The 14,607-nt window shown below is 72.7% G+C and carries 12 protein-coding genes; 3 read left to right on the top strand and 9 right to left on the bottom strand.

Annotation, left to right across the window (positions count from 1 at the left end; genetic code table 11):
- Nucleotides 1–45 precede the first annotated feature (45 nt).
- Nucleotides 46–303, bottom strand: a complete 258-nt coding sequence (locus tag ACZ5OX_RS10495) for an SCO4848 family membrane protein (protein WP_392867160.1) — start codon at nt 301–303, stop codon at nt 46–48.
- A 136-nt stretch (nt 304–439) separates the two neighbouring features.
- On the opposite strand from ACZ5OX_RS10495, the gene ACZ5OX_RS10490 reads away from it, so the two are divergent.
- A complete protein-coding gene (locus tag ACZ5OX_RS10490; RefSeq protein WP_465629505.1) occupies nt 440–1,633 on the top strand; it encodes a D-alanyl-D-alanine carboxypeptidase family protein in 1,194 nt (397 codons plus the stop codon).
- Between the two features lie 27 nt (nt 1,634–1,660).
- Here the strand turns inward: ACZ5OX_RS10490 and ACZ5OX_RS10485 are convergent, their stop codons facing one another.
- Both ACZ5OX_RS10485 and ACZ5OX_RS10480 read right to left on the bottom strand, forming a co-directional pair.
- On the bottom strand, nt 1,661–2,662 hold the full coding sequence (locus ACZ5OX_RS10485) for a YihY/virulence factor BrkB family protein (RefSeq protein WP_465629504.1): 1,002 nt from the start codon (nt 2,660–2,662) through the stop codon (nt 1,661–1,663).
- Between the two features lie 46 nt (nt 2,663–2,708).
- Nucleotides 2,709–3,707 carry a glycosyltransferase family 2 protein gene (locus tag ACZ5OX_RS10480; RefSeq protein WP_449788225.1) on the bottom strand — a complete coding sequence of 333 codons (999 nt, stop codon included), beginning with the start codon at nt 3,705–3,707 and terminating at the stop codon, nt 2,709–2,711.
- A 134-nt stretch (nt 3,708–3,841) separates the two neighbouring features.
- On the opposite strand from ACZ5OX_RS10480, the gene ACZ5OX_RS10475 reads away from it, so the two are divergent.
- Nucleotides 3,842–7,414 (top strand): bifunctional glycosyltransferase/CDP-glycerol:glycerophosphate glycerophosphotransferase, encoded by a 3,573-nt coding sequence (locus ACZ5OX_RS10475; protein WP_465629502.1) that lies wholly within the window; start codon nt 3,842–3,844, stop codon nt 7,412–7,414.
- A 174-nt stretch (nt 7,415–7,588) separates the two neighbouring features.
- On the opposite strand, the gene ACZ5OX_RS10470 is transcribed toward ACZ5OX_RS10475, so the two are convergent.
- The 6 genes from ACZ5OX_RS10470 to ACZ5OX_RS10445 form a co-directional block, all read right to left on the bottom strand.
- Nucleotides 7,589–8,077 carry a 2'-5' RNA ligase family protein gene (locus tag ACZ5OX_RS10470; RefSeq protein ID WP_402410333.1) on the bottom strand — a complete coding sequence of 163 codons (489 nt, stop codon included), beginning with the start codon at nt 8,075–8,077 and terminating at the stop codon, nt 7,589–7,591.
- Nucleotides 8,078–8,139: 62 nt separating this feature from the next.
- Nucleotides 8,140–9,135 (bottom strand): tryptophan--tRNA ligase, encoded by a 996-nt coding sequence (gene trpS, locus ACZ5OX_RS10465; RefSeq protein ID WP_392914445.1) that lies wholly within the window; start codon nt 9,133–9,135, stop codon nt 8,140–8,142.
- 75 nt (nt 9,136–9,210) lie between these two features.
- Entirely contained in the window at nt 9,211–10,536 is a 1,326-nt protein-coding gene (locus ACZ5OX_RS10460) for a hemolysin family protein (RefSeq protein ID WP_465629501.1), read from the bottom strand.
- A 154-nt stretch (nt 10,537–10,690) separates the two neighbouring features.
- Complete coding sequence (locus tag ACZ5OX_RS10455; protein WP_449788221.1) at nt 10,691–11,683, bottom strand: malate dehydrogenase; 993 nt, start codon at nt 11,681–11,683, stop codon at nt 10,691–10,693.
- Between the two features lie 228 nt (nt 11,684–11,911).
- A complete protein-coding gene (locus ACZ5OX_RS10450; protein ID WP_449788220.1) occupies nt 11,912–12,337 on the bottom strand; it encodes a DUF3017 domain-containing protein in 426 nt (141 codons plus the stop codon).
- 19 nt (nt 12,338–12,356) lie between these two features.
- Nucleotides 12,357–13,211, bottom strand: a complete 855-nt coding sequence (locus ACZ5OX_RS10445; RefSeq protein WP_392867187.1) for a bifunctional methylenetetrahydrofolate dehydrogenase/methenyltetrahydrofolate cyclohydrolase — start codon at nt 13,209–13,211, stop codon at nt 12,357–12,359.
- Between the two features lie 673 nt (nt 13,212–13,884).
- Here ACZ5OX_RS10445 and ACZ5OX_RS10440 point away from each other — a divergent pair.
- Entirely contained in the window at nt 13,885–14,499 is a 615-nt protein-coding gene (locus tag ACZ5OX_RS10440; RefSeq protein ID WP_465629499.1) for a hypothetical protein, read from the top strand.
- Nucleotides 14,500–14,607: the final 108 nt, after the last annotated feature.

Below are 14,607 nucleotides of genomic sequence, written 5' to 3'. Positions count from 1 at the left end.
TACCGCACCGGGTGCCGCTCGGCCGTCACCGTCGCCCGCGCCGGATCAGTCGGTGGCCGGGGTGCGGCGCGCGGCGCGCAGGCCGCGCACGCCGATGCCGCCGACGGCGATGCCGAGGACGAAGGAGGTGACGGCGAGGAGGAGGTGGATCCAGAAGAACGCCGTGGGCTGGGAGTGGTCGCCGTCGGTGAAGGCCTGGCCGCCGGAGTCCTTCCAGAGGTTCTTCACGAAGGTCGTCCAGATGATGATCGACCAGACCCCGAAGGCGGTCAGGAACCAGGAGGTGCGGCGGCTGAGCTTCATGGCGGTCCTCGGCGTGTGAAGGCGGTGTGCATCCCCAGTATGCGCGGGCCGCCGATCGGCGTAGGGCGGGCCCCTCCTGCGGAGGACGGGCCCCCGGGGGCGGGCACCGGAGGCCGGGAGTGGGTACGGTCAGCTGGTGTCCACTCCCCGACTGACGTTCGCGCGCCTGTGCGCCGCGGTCACCGCGGCCTTACCGGTACTGCTCGCCGCCCCGGCGGGCGCGGCTCCGCAGCAGCCGCCCCCGTCGGCCGCGATCGGCGGCGAGCGGCTGGGGCTCCCCGGGGTGCAGGTCGCCCCGATGGCGGGCGCCCCGTCGCTGCCCGGCGATCTCACCGGGCAGTCCTGGATCGTCTCCGACCTGGCGTCAGGGGACGTGCTGGCGGCCAGCAACCCGCATCTGCGGCTGCCCCCGGCGAGCACCCTGAAGATCCTCTTCGCGGACACCGTGCTGCCCAAGTTCGACCGCAACGCGGTGCACCGGGTGGCCGACGAGGAGATCCAGGGGATCGGCCCCGGCAGCAGCCTGGTCGGCATCAAGGAGGACCTGGACTACCGGGTCGAGGACCTGTGGCGAGGGGTGTTCCTCAGCTCCGGCAACGACGCGGTGCACGTCCTGGCGCACATGAACGGCGGCATCCGGCAGACCGTCGCCGAGATGCAGGCCCGCGCCGACGCGCTCCAGGCGCGGGACACCAGGGTGGTCTCCCCGGACGGCTACGACATGGAGGGCCAGGTCTCCTCGGCCTACGACCTGTCGCTGTTCGCCCGGGCCGGCCTGCGCAACGCGGACTTCCGGACGTACTGCGCCACCCGGGAGGCGATGTTCCCGGGCGCCGTCGACCGCGCCACCGGCCGGCGCGGCAGCTTCGGGATCGCCAACACCGACCGGCTGCTGGGCAAGTACCCGGGCCTGATCGGCGTGAAGAACGGCACCACCACCAACGCCGGCTCGACCTTCGTCGGCGCCGCCGAGCGAGGCGGCCGCACCCTGCTGGTGACGGTGATGCACCCGGCGAGCTACCAGAAGGTCTACGACGAGACGGCGGCCCTGCTGGACTGGGGCTTCGCCGCGGCCGGCAAGGTCCAGCCGGTCGGCCGGCTGGTCGACGAGGTCCCGCCCGCCGGCGCCGCGCCGACCGCTCAGGCCGGTGGCGCCGAGGAGACGCCCGCGCCGCCGCCCGCCACCGCGGCAGCCGACCCGGCGGCCGCGGCGCCCGCGGCGACGGGCGGCGGCGACGGGCTCGCCCTCGGCGGCTGGACGGTCGTGGTGCTGGCCGGGGTCGCGCTCGGGTACGGCGCGGTGGTGCTGTGGCGGCGCTCCGCCGGCTGATCCGCGGAGCCGCGAGAGGGTCCGGTCTCAGTCCTGGGGCCGGACCTCTCCGTTCGCCTTCCCGTTCCCCTTCTTCCGCCGCTCGGCCCGGGCGGCCTTCTCCGCCGCGTCCGCCTCCGCCGCCCGCTGTGCCTCGTCGGCCGCCTCCAGCAGTGCCCGCCCGTGCGCCCTGGTCCGTTCCCGGGCCGCCACCGGGTCGGCCGTCGCCGTCCAGGCCACGCAGTACATCAGCAGCCGGGAGACGAAGTTGATCCACAGCAGCAGCGCCACCGGCGTGGCGAACGCCCCGTACACGCTCCGTCCGGCGACCGAGCCCAGGTAGGAGGCGAGCAGGAGCTTCAGCAGTTCGAAGCCGACCGAGCCGATCAGCGCGCCCTGCACCAGGTCCCGGCGGCGCTGGTCGGTGATCCCGGGGAAGGGCGCCAGCAGGTAGGCGAAGAGCAGCATGTCGCACGCTATGGCGATCAGCACGCCGACCGCGGTCAGCAGGTACCCGCTGTTGAGGCCGAGCGCGTCGGCGATCCGGCCGGCCAGCGTGGTCCCGACGGCGGAGGCGGCCAGCGAGAACAACGAGACCAGGCCGAGGCCGGCCAGCACCGCCACGTCCCAGGCCTTGCGCAGCACCGGGTTGCCGTCCTCGTGGGGCAGCTGCCACAGGTCCCGGATGGAGGTGCGCATGGTGTCCACCCAGCCGAGGCCGGAGACCAGCAGCAGCGCCCCGCCGACCAGGCCGACGGTGCCCGCGTTGGACACCAGGGCGGGCAGGTCGACCGCGTCGGAGATCCCCGGCAGCTGGTCGGAGACGTGCTCCTGCAGCTCGTGCACCCGGCTGTCGCTCAGCGCCGCGGCGGCGATCGCCAGACCGACCGTGAGCAGCGGGAAGAGGGCGAGGAAGCCGAAGAAGGTGACGGCGCCGGCCAGCCGGTTGCCCCGGGCGGCGGTGAGGTACTCGTACACCAGGTACGGGCGGCTGCGCAGCACCCGGGCCACGAGCGGGCCGACGACCGGCAGGCGGGTCAGGAAGTCCACCCACCGGTTATACCGGCATGTCCCCCGAACGGGCGTCAGATCGGGTCTACCGCTTGACGAGTCGGCGGGCCTTGGCGAGGGCGCGGACCGCCTGGTACGCGCCGTAGCGGCCGTGGCTGAGCAGCTCGGTGCGCACGCCGTCCACGCCGGACGGAGGGCGGTAGCCGGCCGGCCGCAGCCGGGCGCAGTGCTCGGCGGCGCGGCGGAAGTACTCGCGGCGGTCGCCGGACGGGACCCGGCCGGGCTTGGAGACCACGGTGTTGAGGTGGTGCAGCATCCGGCCGTAGACGACCGGGCGCCAGCGCTCCAGGTCGGGGCGGCCGTCGAGGAAGGCGAAGACCAGGTCGTACTGGTCGAACACGTCGAAGTGCTTGCGGCTGGCGGTGGCCAGGATGTTGCCGCCCTCCTGGCGCTGGCGGTAGTGCACGCCGACCCGGTCGAGCAGGGTGATCCGGGCGGCGGCGAGCAGCGCCGGGTACGTCCAGGGGGTGTCCTCGTAGTAGCCGGCCGGGAAGACCAGCCGCTGCTCGGTGACGAAGCCCCGGCGGTAGGCCTTGTTCCAGACGACCTGGAGCAGGTCGAGCAGGTCGGGGCGGGCGTCGAGGTCGAAGACGTCCGGGGAGGCGGCGCCGAAGACGTGGGCGGAGGCGGCCCGGGTGATCCGGCCGTCGGCGTAGGTGCGGGCGTAGTCGTAGACCAGGACGTCCGGGTCACCCGTGGCGGTGAGCCGCTCGTCGACGTGCTTCAGCAGTCCGGGGGTCAGGGTGTCGTCGCTGTCGAGGAAGATCACGTAGTCCCCGGTGGCGACCTCCAGGCCGGCGTTGCGGGCCCGGCCGAGGCCGACGTTCTCCGGCAGGTGCAGCACCCGGATCCGGGCGTCCGCGGCGGCCGCCTCGTCCAGCATGGCGCCGCAGCGGTCCGGGGAGCGGTCGTCCACCGCGATCAGTTCGAAGTCCGGGCCGTCCTGGGAGAGCACCGAATCGAGGCATTCGCCGAGGTAGTCCTGCACCTGGTACACGGGGACGATCACGCTGAAACGGGCCACGGGCCCAGCGTAGTGGTCCCCCGGTGGGCGAGGTCCCCGGAGGTAGGATCGGGGGCGCACGTACGCACCGATCCAAGTGCGGCCAGGCCCCGTACGGGCTGCCACGCTCCTCCAGAGAAAGGCCTGCGTAGCCGATGGCTCCCCGCCTCTCCATCGTCGTCCCGATCTACAACGTCGAGCGCTACCTCGTGGAATGCCTCGACTCGATCGCCGCCCAGACCTTCACGGACTTCGAGTGCGTCATGGTCGACGACGGTTCGAAGGACGGCAGCGCGGCGCTCGCCGAGGCGTACGCGGCCAAGGACTCCCGGTTCCGGCTGGTCCGACAGGTGAACAAGGGCCTCGGCGCGGCCCGCAACACCGGCATCCGACACATCGACCCGGACTCCGAGTTCCTGTGCTTCGTGGACAGCGACGACTCGATGCCGCCGAGCGCGTACGAGCTGATGATCAACACGCTGGACGAGACCGGCTCGGACTTCTGCACCGGCAACGTGCTGCGCTTCCGCGCCGTCGGCTACTACCCGTCCACCGGCCACCTGAAGCCGTTCAAGGAGACCAGGCTCAAGACCCACATCACCGAGATCCCGGCGCTGGTCACCGACCGCACCGCGTGGAACAAGGTGTACCGCCGCTCGTTCTTCGACGCGGCCGGCCTGCTCTACCCCGAGGGCATCCTGTACGAGGACGCCCCGGTCAGCGTGCCGCACCACTACCTGGCGAAGAGCGTGGACGTGCTCTCCGAGCCGATCTACCACTGGCGCGAGCGCGAGGTCGGCGAGATGTCGATCACGCAGATGCGCACCAACCCGAAGGGCCTGATCGACCGGGTCGCCTCGGTCGAGCTGGTCCGCGCCTGGCTGCTGAAGCAGACCGAGCCGCGCTTCGCCGAGTACCTGCGCTCCTACGACGAGAACACCCTCGTCGAGGAGATCCCGATGTTCTTCTGGTCCCTCGTGGAGGGCGACAAGGAGTACCGGGACGCCTACGTCCAGCACGTCGGCCGGCTGCTCCGGGCGATCGGCGCCGAGCAGGTCGCCAAGCTGCGCGCGCCGGTGCGGCTGAAGTACCACCTGACCCTGGCGGGCCGGATGGACGAGCTGGTCGAGCAGATCACCTACGAGCGCGAGAGCGGCGGCGGCGTCCAGGCCCGCGGTCTGCTGCGCCCGTACGCCGACTACCCGTTCCTGCGCGGCGGGCGCAAGAGCGTGCCGGCCGGGGTGCTCAAGCTGGACAACTCGCTGGTCATCCGCAGCCGGCTGTACGACAGCTCCTGGGTGGACGGCAAGCTCCGGCTGACCGGGCACGCGTACCCGGAGCAGCTGGGCGCGGCCGGCAAGCACGACATGGTCCGCACCCTGGTGCTACGCGAGGCCAAGGGCCGCCGGGTCATCGCGGTGCCGATGAAGACCACGTACGCCCCCCAGGCCACCGCGAGCTGCCGGCACGACCTGTACAGCTGCGACTGGTCCGGCTTCACCGTGTCCGTCGACCCGAGGAAGCTCCGGCACCGCGGCCAGTGGAAGGACGGCAACTGGCGCGTCCTGGTGGCCGGCGCGGGCAAGGGCGGGGTCTACAAGGGCCGGATCTCGGCGGGCGAGAACGACAGCGCGCTGTTCCTGCCGTGGCACTGGGTCGAGCCGGACGTGCGGATCGTGCCGTGGGTCCGGGACAACTTCGTCTACCTCCGGGTGGAGACGGTCAAGGCCCGGGTGACCGGCCTGGCCGCGCAGGGCGACCGGGTGGAGGTCTCGGGCGCGGCCCGCTCCGGCCCGAGCTTCGCCGGGGCGCGGCTGCGGCTCACCCACGCCGAGTCGGACCGCCAGGTGACCTTCCCGCTGGAGCTGGGCGCTCCGGTCGGCTCGCTCCAGCCGTTCACCGCGGTCTTCCCGGTCGCCGAGCTGACCGCCGTCCGCGAGGCCTGGGCCGAGCTGGACCCGGTGGCCGCCGAGCGCAGCCGCGACCACTGGACCGGCGCGCTGCTGCTGGCCGACGGCAGCACCGTCCCGCTGGCCTGGGACGACCGCAACGCCCCCGAGCGGCTGCACCTGGCGCTGAACCCGCAGGCCCCGGTCGCCGAGCGCCGGGCCCTCTACTCCAAGCCCTCCCCCGAGGGGCGCCTCCAGTTCGCCGACCAGGTGCTCCAGCCGCTGGTGGACGAGGTCTCCTCGCGCGGCGCCGACGGCTTCCTGCTGAGCGGCTCGTTCCCGCTGCCCGGCGCGCACCGCTGGGAGCTGGTGGTCCGTCACAAGTGGCGCGAGGAGGAGCACGCCTACCCGGTGGAGATCTCGGACGGCCGGTTCCGCACCGCGCTGCCCGCCGTGCCGACGGCCTCCTTCGCCGGCCGGGTGCCGCTCTCCCGGGGCATCTGGCACGTCGTGTTCCGTCCGGTCGGGGTGCCGGTGCCCGAACTGCCGGACGCCGCCGCGCTGGTCACCCCGGACTGCTTCGACGCCCTGCCGGTCGCGGTGGAGTCCCGCGGCAAGCGGATACTGCTGGAGCGCCGCCGCCACGACGGCCTGTCGCTGCTGTCGGACTCGGTGCTGCTGCCCGAGGAGCGGGCCCGCTACCGCCAGCGCCAGCTGCAGAGCGTGGACTACCCGGCCGCCCGCCGGCTGCCGCTGCGCGACGCGGTGGTGTACCACACCGGCAAGTACGGCGCGTACGCCGACTCGCCCCGGGCGGTCCACGAGGAGCTGGTCCGCCGCGGCCTGCCGCTGGAGCACCTGTGGGGCACCGACGACATGCAGGCCGAGCTGCCGCGGACCGCGAGCGCGCTGCGGTACCGCGGCCCGGAGTGGTACGAGGCGCTGGCCACCGCCAAGTACATCGTGGCCGGCACCCACCTGCCCGACTTCTTCGTCCGCCGCCCCGACCAGGTGGTCGTCCAGACCTGGCACGGCAGCCCGCTGAAGCAGATCGGCTTCGACTTCGAGAAGGTCTGGTTCACCGACTCCAAGTACCTGAAGAGCCTGGCCCGGGAGGTCCCGAACTGGAGCCTGCTGGTGGCCGGCAACCGCTGGTCCGCCCCGGTGCTGCGGCGCGCCTTCGACTTCAAGGGCGAGATCCTGGAGAGCGGTCTGCCCCGGAACGACCTGCTGTTCGCGGCCGACCGGGAGAAGACCGCCGAGCAGGTCCGGGAGCGGCTCGGCCTGCCCGAGGGCAAGAAGGTCGTGCTCTACGCGCCGACCTGGCGCGAGGACCGGCGCCGGCCCGACGACGGCTACCAGATCGACCTGCGGATCGACCTGGCGGCGGCCAGGGCCGCGCTCGGCGACGACCAGGTGCTGCTGGTGCGCCGGCACCACCTGATGTGCGGCCAGATCCCGGGAGCCGGCAACGGCTACATCTGGGACGTCGGCAGCTACCCCGACATGGCGGAGCTGCTGCTGATCGCCGACGTCCTGGTGACCGACTACTCGGCGAGCGTCTTCGACTTCGCGTCGACCGGCAAGCCGATCGTGCTCTTCACCTACGACCTGGAGCACTACCGGGACAACCTGCGCGGCTTCAGTCTGAACTACGAGGCCGAGGCGCCCGGCCCGATGCCGGCCACCTCCGAGGAGCTCGTCTCCGTGCTCGGCCGGCTGGACGAGGTCGCGGCGGAGTACGCCGACCGGGCCACCGCGTTCCGCGAGGCGTACTGCGACCTGGACGACGGCAAGGCCGCCGCCCGGGTGGTCGACGCGATGCTCCGCAAGGAGTAGTCCTCCGCGTGCGCTCCGGCGGGCGCCCGGCACCGGACGGTGCCGGGCGTCGGGCCGGGCACCGTGCGCCGGACTACGGCTGCGCGGCCCGCCGGACGGCCGAACTCGGCGGGCGGGGAGGCCGGTTCACCCTCCGGCCCACACTCCGGTCCGTGCTGCGGCGCACGCCCCGGTTCACCCGAACGGGTAGCTCCGCCAGGGCCGCCAGACCTCGTCCGCACCGAAGCGGGAGAGGCCGAAGCCCGGGACCGGGAAGTCCGCCCGGAAGTCGCGCGCCTGCTCGTACGCCTGGTCCAGCACGTCGTCCGGCAGACCGTGGGCGACCGTCACGTGCGGGTGGTACGGGAAGGCCAGCTCGCGGGCCAGCGGGCCGGAGCGGATGTCCGCCTCCAGCAGCCGGCACTCCTGCGCGCCCTCCTCGACCCGGACGTACACCACCGGGGAGACCGGGCGGAAGGTCCCGCTGCCGTGCAGCAGCATCCGGAACGGCCGGTGCGCGGCCGCCACCGCCGCCAGGTGCTCCTCGATCTTCGGCAGCAGCTCGGCGGGCACCTCGGTCGGCGGCAGCAGGGTGACGTGCGTGGGTATCGACCGCGCCAGCGGGTCGCCGTGCCCGGCCCGGGCGTCCTGGATCGCCGTGCCGTACGGGTCCGGGACGCTCACGGACACGCCGATGGTGACGACCTCGGGGAGGTCGCCACCATCGGGCAGGCGTGTGAGGGGAGTCACCGCTTGGCGGCCGGGAGGAAGCCGATCCGGTCGTACACCGTCTCCAGCGTCACCGACGCCACCTCACGGGCCTTCTCGGCGCCGATCGCCAGCACCCGGTCCAGCTCCGCCGGGTCGTCCAGGAAGCTGCGGGTGCGCTCCTGGAACGGGGTCACCCACTCGGTGAACAGCTCGGCCAGCTCGGTCTTCAGGGCGCCGTACATCTTGCCCTCGAAGTGCTCGACCAGCTGGTCCACCGACTGGCCGCTGAGCGCGGAGTGGATGCGCAGCAGGTTGGAGACGCCCGGCTTGCCCTCCTCGTCGTAGGAGACGACGGTGCCGGTGTCGGTGACGGCGCTCTTGAACTTCTTGGCGCTGGCCTTCGGCTCGTCCAGCAGGCTCACCAGGCCCTTGGGCGAGGAGGCCGACTTGCTCATCTTGACGGCCGGGTCCTGGAGGTCCTGGATCTTCGCCGTCTCCTTGAGGATGTACGGCTTCGGGACCGTGAAGGTCGGGCTGTAGCGGGTGTTGAAGCGCTCGGCGATGTCGCGGGTGATCTCCACGTGCTGGCGCTGGTCCTCGCCGACCGGGACGGCGTCCGCCTGGTAGAGCAGGATGTCCGCGATCTGCAGGATCGGGTAGGTGAACAGGCCGACCGTGGTGCCCTCGGCACCGTAGCGGGAGGACTTGTCCTTGAACTGGGTCATCCGGGAGGCCTCGCCGAAGCCGGTGAGGCAGTTCATCACCCAGGCGAGCTGCGCGTGCTCGGGCACGTGCGACTGGACGAACAGGGTGCAGTTGTCCGGGTCCAGGCCCGCGCCGAGCAGCTGGGCGGCGGAGACCCGGGTGTTCTCGCGCAGCGTCACCGGGTCCTGCGGCACCGTGATCGCGTGCAGGTCGACGACCATGTAGAAGGCGTCGTTGGCCTTCTGGAGGTCCACCCACTGGCGCACCGCGCCCAGGTAGTTGCCGAGGTGGAACGAGCCGGAGGTGGGCTGGATGCCGGAGAGCACCCGGGGACGGTCCTTGACCGGACCAGTGACCGCTGCGTTGACCATGCGCGCCATTGTTCCAGTTCCACCGCTCGCTCAGGAAACCTCCGCCCCCGGAGGCTCGGCCAGTGTGACCGCACTCACCCCCACCCGGGCGATCCGCCGGCCCTCGACCTTGGCCACCGTCAGCAGCACCCCGCCGCCGCCCTCGACCGGGACGCGCACCTGGTCGCCGTCCCTGGGCAGCCGGCCGAGCGCGGCCACCAGACAGCCCGCCACCGTCTCGTACGGGCCCTCGGGCAGGACGACGCCGGTCTCCTCGGTGAAGTCGCCGAGGTTGAGCAGGCCGTCCAGCTCCATGCCGCCGCCGGCCAGCCGGCGGGTGGGGGCGGACTCCGGGCGGTCGTACTCGTCCCGGATCTCGCCGATCACCTCCTCGACCAGGTCCTCCAGGGTGACGATCCCGGCGGTGCCGCCGTACTCGTCCACCACGATGGCCAGGTGGTGGCCCTCCCGGCGCATCTCGCCCATCGCCTCCAGCACCAGCTTGGTGCCGGGCAGCAGCTTGACCGGGCGGGCCAGGTCGCGGACCTTGACGGCCTGCTCGCCGCGCGCGCCGTACAGGTCGCGGACGTGGACGAAGCCGACCACCGCGTCGGCGCTGCCCTCGACCACCGGGTAGCGCGAGTGCGGGGAGGTGTCGGCCTGGTGCCGGACGGCGGCCAGCGGGCGCTCGGCGTCCAGGAAGGTCACCTCGGTGCGCGGGACCATCACCTCGCGCAGCTGGCGCTCTCCGGCGGAGAACACGTCGGCGATCAACGCCCGTTCGTCGCTACCGAGTTCGGTGTTGGCGGCGACCAGGCCGCGCAGTTCCTCGGAGCTCATCGAGCCGCGGCCCGCCGTCGGGTCCCCGCCGAGCAGCCGGACCATCAGGTTGGTGGAGTGGCCGAGCAGCCAGATCACCGGCCGCAGCACCACCGACATCACGTCCACCACCGGGGCGGCGACGACCGAGATGGACTCGGCGCGCTGCAGGCCGATCCGCTTGGGGGTCAGCTCGCCCAGCACCAGCGAGGCGTAGCTGATCGCCAGGGTGAGGCCGACCAGGGCCACCGCGTCGGCCACGCCCTCGGACAGCCCGGCCCGGACGAACAGCGGGGCGACCTTGCCGGCCAGGGTGTCCGCGCCGAAGGCGGCGGACAGGAAGCCCATGCAGGTCACCCCGACCTGGACGGCGGCCAGGAAGCGGTTGGGGTCGGCCGCCAGGTGCGCGGCGCGGGCCGCGCGCCGGGTCCCGCGCGCTTCCAGCGTCCGGATCTGGCCCTCGCGCAGCGAGATCAGCGAGATCTCGGCGACGTTGAACAGCCCGCCCAGCAGGATGAAGACGAGGACGAGCGCGGCGTCCCCGAGTGTTTCGCTCACAGCGGGCCAGTGTAGGGCGGCCGGAACCGGCCGGGGCCGGACACGACGGCGGCCCCGGGCGGACGCGGCGGCGGATCGGGGGCCGGACACGGCGGCGGCCCGCCGCTTCCGGGAGGGAAGCGACGGGCCGCCGGTGAAGCCGTGCGGGGCGGGCTCAGATGAGGCCCAGCTCCTGGACCGCGTCGCGCTCCTCGACCAGCTCCCGGACCGAGGCGTCGATGCGGGCGCGCGAGAAGTCGGAGATCTCCAGGCCCTGGACGATCTTGAACTCGCCGTCCTTGGTGGTGACCGGGAACGAGGAGATCAGGCCCTCCGGAACGCCGTAGGAGCCGTCGGAGACGACACCCATGGAGGTCCAGTCGCCCTCGGCGGTGCCGTTGACCCAGGTGTACACGTGGTCGATGGCGGCGTTGGCGGCCGAGGCGGCCGAGGAGGCGCCACGGGCGTCGATGATGGCGGCGCCACGCTTGGCGACGGTCGGGATGAAGTCGTTCTCCAGCCAGCCCAGGTCGCTGCCGACGGCCTCGAAGGCCGGCTTGCCGGCGATCTCGGCCTGGAAGACGTCCGGGTACTGGGTCGCGGAGTGGTTGCCCCAGATGGTGACGCGCTTGATGTCGGAGACCAGGGCGCCGGTCTTGGCGGACAGCTGGCCGACGGCGCGGTTGTGGTCCAGGCGGGTCATCGCGGTGAAGCGCTCGGCCGGGACGTCCGGGGCGTTGCGCTGGGCGATCAGGGCGTTGGTGTTGGCCGGGTTGCCGACGACCAGGACCTTGATGTCGTCCGCGGCGTGGTCGTTGATGGCCTTGCCCTGCGGGCCGAAGATGCCGCCGTTGGCCTGGAGCAGGTCGCCGCGCTCCATGCCCGCGGTGCGCGGACGGGCGCCGACCAGCAGCGCGACGTTGGCGCCGTCGAAGGCCTCGGCCGGCTTGTCGGTGATGGTGATGTCGCGCAGCAGCGGGAAGGCGCAGTCGACGAGCTCCATGGCGGTGCCCTCGGCGGCCTTGAGGCCCTGCGGAATCTCCAGGAGGCGCAGGTTCACCGGCACGTCGGCGCCGAGCAGGTGGCCCGAGGCGATGCGGAAGAGCAGCGCGTAGCCGATCTGACCGGCCGCTCCGGTGATGGTGACGTTGACGGGGGTGCGAGTCATTTCTACCTTCTCCAGCAAATTCGCCAGGCGCCCCAGGCACACCGGCGCTGGAGCCAGGATGATCTCTCGACGTCGAGAGACCGGCGTCAGGTTATCGCAAAGGGAAGCGTACGCCGGGTGTCCCGGCATGGCTGATGCATCACAGAAGAAAGGCGGCCCCCGCCCGCGCCCTGGGTTTCCATGGGCGGGCGGGGGCCGTCACGGGCCCGCGGAGCGGTGCCCGGGGCCTCAGTGCCTGGGCCGGCCCATCAGCTGGCCGATGTTGTCGAGCAGCGGGATCTGCAGCCACGGGTTCGGCTGCGCCACCAGGGTCAGCAGCACGATCGAGATGCCCAGGAAGCTCAGCACGATCACGTCCGTGAAGCGGCTGCGCACCGCCAGCATCCCGACCTCGGGCAGCACCAGCCGCAGCACCGCGCCGAGCAGCACGCCGGCGCCGAGGATCAGCAGCCCGTACTTGAACCCGTCCTTGAAGTCGGCGAACCAGGTGACCGCGAGGCCGGCGCCGACGACCAGCAGGACCAGCGTGATCGGCCACTGCCGCACCGGCAGGGCGTGCTCGCGTCCGAGGGCCGCGGCCGAGCCCTCGGGCGGCAGGGTGCCGGTGGTCTTGACCGGCCTGCGGCGGGAGCCTGCCGGTCGCGGTTCAGTCATGCTCGCCGTCCCTGGGGTGTCAGATGCCGGCGCGGCGCTCGGCCGCCTCGACGATGTTGTTGAGCAGCATCGCGCGGGTCATCGGGCCCACGCCGCCGGGGTTCGGGGAGATCCAGCCGGCCACCTCGGCCACGCCCGGGTGCACGTCGCCGACGATCTTGCCCTCGCTGCGGCTGACGCCCACGTCCAGCACCGCGGCGCCCGGCTTGACGTCCTCCGGCTTGACCAGGTGCGGCACGCCGGCGGCGGCCACGATGATGTCGGCCTTGCGCAGGTGGGCGCCGAGGTCCCGGGTGCCGGTGTGGCACAGGGTGACGGTGGCGTTCTCGCTGCGGCGGGTCAGCAGCAGGCCGATCGAGCGGCCGACGGTGATGCCGCGGCCGACCACGACCACCTCGGCGCCGTTGATCTCGACGTCGTGGCGGCGCAGCAGCTCGACGATGCCGAGCGGGGTGCACGGCAGCGGGCCGTCGATGCCCAGGGCGAGCCGGCCGAGCGAGGTCGGGTGCAGGCCGTCGGCGTCCTTGTCCGGGTCCATCAGCTCCAGGACCGGGTTCTGGTCCAGGCCCTTGGGCAGCGGCAGCTGGACGATGTAGCCGGTGCAGGACGGGTCGGCGTTGAGCTCGCGGACGACGTTCTCCACGTCCTCCTGGGTGGCGGTGGCGGGCAGCTCGCGCTGGATCGAGGCGATGCCGACCTCGGCGCAGTCCTTGTGCTTGCCGTTCACGTACCAGCGGCTGCCCGGGTCGTCGCCGACCAGGACGGTGCCGAGGCCGGGCGTGACGCCCTTCGCCTTGAGGGCCGCCACGCGGGCGGCGAGTTCGGACTTGATCGCGGCGGCGGTGGCCTTGCCATCGAGAATCTGGGCAGTCATGACCCCATTCTCCCGGATCGCCGGGGGTCTCCGTACCGAGGGCGGCGGTCCGCTCCGACGAGCGGTCCGGGACGGCGGGGCGGGCCGCCCGGACCGGTACGGGAGGGCCTCCCGGCCGGGGCGGGAGGACGTCCTGCGAACGGGGCGGGAGGACGTCCTGCGAACGGGGCGGGAGGGCGTCCGGCGCCGGGGCGGGAGGACGCCCGGCGAACGGGCGCACGGGTGGGAGCGCAGGTGAACACGAGGGTGAACGGACGGGTACGAAGGTCCGCCGCACATTGCGGTTGCGCCACAGTCTGGGCCCGGCGCGCGGAACCGGCTGGACACGGCCCCGTCGTCCGGATGACGATAAGCGGGCATTCCCGCCGCGTACCGGCCCGGTGACGGGCCGACGGATCACCGCGGCGGGGCGTACCCGGGGGAAAGAGTCAGTGAGCCGATCACAGCAGAACGAGCAGTCCGACCGCGGCGGCACCGTCCCGCCCGCACCGAACCCGTCGACCGTCTCGCGCCCCTGACGCTCACCACACCGCCGAGCCGCGGCGCCCGTCACCGCCGCCGGGCTGTCACCCCGCTCCGCTAACGTCCCCTTCGGTCGGTGACCCGACCGACCGACCGCACCGGGCCGTCAGCGTCCCGTCCCCGCGTCCCCGCAAACTGCCCGGAGGCATCCATGAGTTACCCGCCCGACCCGAACAACCCGTACGGCCAGCCGCCGGCCGCCCCGCCCGGCTACGGCTACCCGCAGCAGGCCCCGCCGCCGCAGGCCGCCCCGGGCTACGGCTACCCGCAGGCCGCCCCGGGCTACGGGTACGCGCCGGTGGCCCCGGTGTCCATGCCGAGCCTGATGACGGCCGCCCGGGTGCTGCTGTTCATCGTCGGCGGTGTGCAGACGCTCGCCGCGTTCGGCTACGTGATCCTCGGGGCGGTCGCCAAGGACGCCACCAGCCAGGTCAGCAAGACCACCAGCGACGACTCGTTCCTCGCGCTGGGCGACGCCGTCGGCGGTGTCCTGATCGTCGTCGGCGTGGTGTTCGGCCTGTTCGCCGCGCTCTCCATCACGCTCGGCGTGAAGTTCGGCAAGGGCGGCAACGCCGTCCGGGTCACCACCATCGTGTACGGCTCGCTCGGCGGCCTGGTCGGCCTGCTGATCCTGCTGGGCGCCCTCGGCAGCGGCTCCGCGACGGGTCTGATCGCGGGCCTGCTCTGGCTGGCCGTCAGCATCATCTGGATCACCGCCATGTGCCTCCAGGACAGCGTCAAGTGGTTCAACCGGCCCCGGTACTGACCGGCCGGAACGGCAGAGGGGGGGGGGGGGCCCCCCCGGGGGGGGGGGGGGGGGGCTTTGTTTTCTTTCATCGTTTCTCCGTCTGGGGGGGGGGATGGGGAGGGGAAG

Source organism: Kitasatospora sp. NPDC032121 (assembly GCF_055580145.1).
This window is presented reverse-complemented; position numbering and strand designations above follow the sequence as displayed.

Bases quoted from the DNA above. Each gene is read 5' to 3' on its own strand.
- ACZ5OX_RS10455 (WP_449788221.1), bottom strand. From the start codon at position 11,683: ATGACTCGCACCCCCGTCAACGTCACCATCACCGGAGCGGCCGGTCAG.
- ACZ5OX_RS10450 (WP_449788220.1), bottom strand. From the start codon at position 12,337: ATGACTGAACCGCGACCGGCAGGCTCCCGCCGCAGGCCGGTCAAGACC.
- ACZ5OX_RS10475 (WP_465629502.1), top strand. From the start codon at position 3,842: ATGGCTCCCCGCCTCTCCATCGTCGTCCCGATCTACAACGTCGAGCGC.
- ACZ5OX_RS10495 (WP_392867160.1), bottom strand. From the start codon at position 303: ATGAAGCTCAGCCGCCGCACCTCCTGGTTCCTGACCGCCTTCGGGGTC.
- ACZ5OX_RS10445 (WP_392867187.1), bottom strand. From the start codon at position 13,211: ATGACTGCCCAGATTCTCGATGGCAAGGCCACCGCCGCCGCGATCAAG.
- ACZ5OX_RS10440 (WP_465629499.1), top strand. From the start codon at position 13,885: ATGAGTTACCCGCCCGACCCGAACAACCCGTACGGCCAGCCGCCGGCC.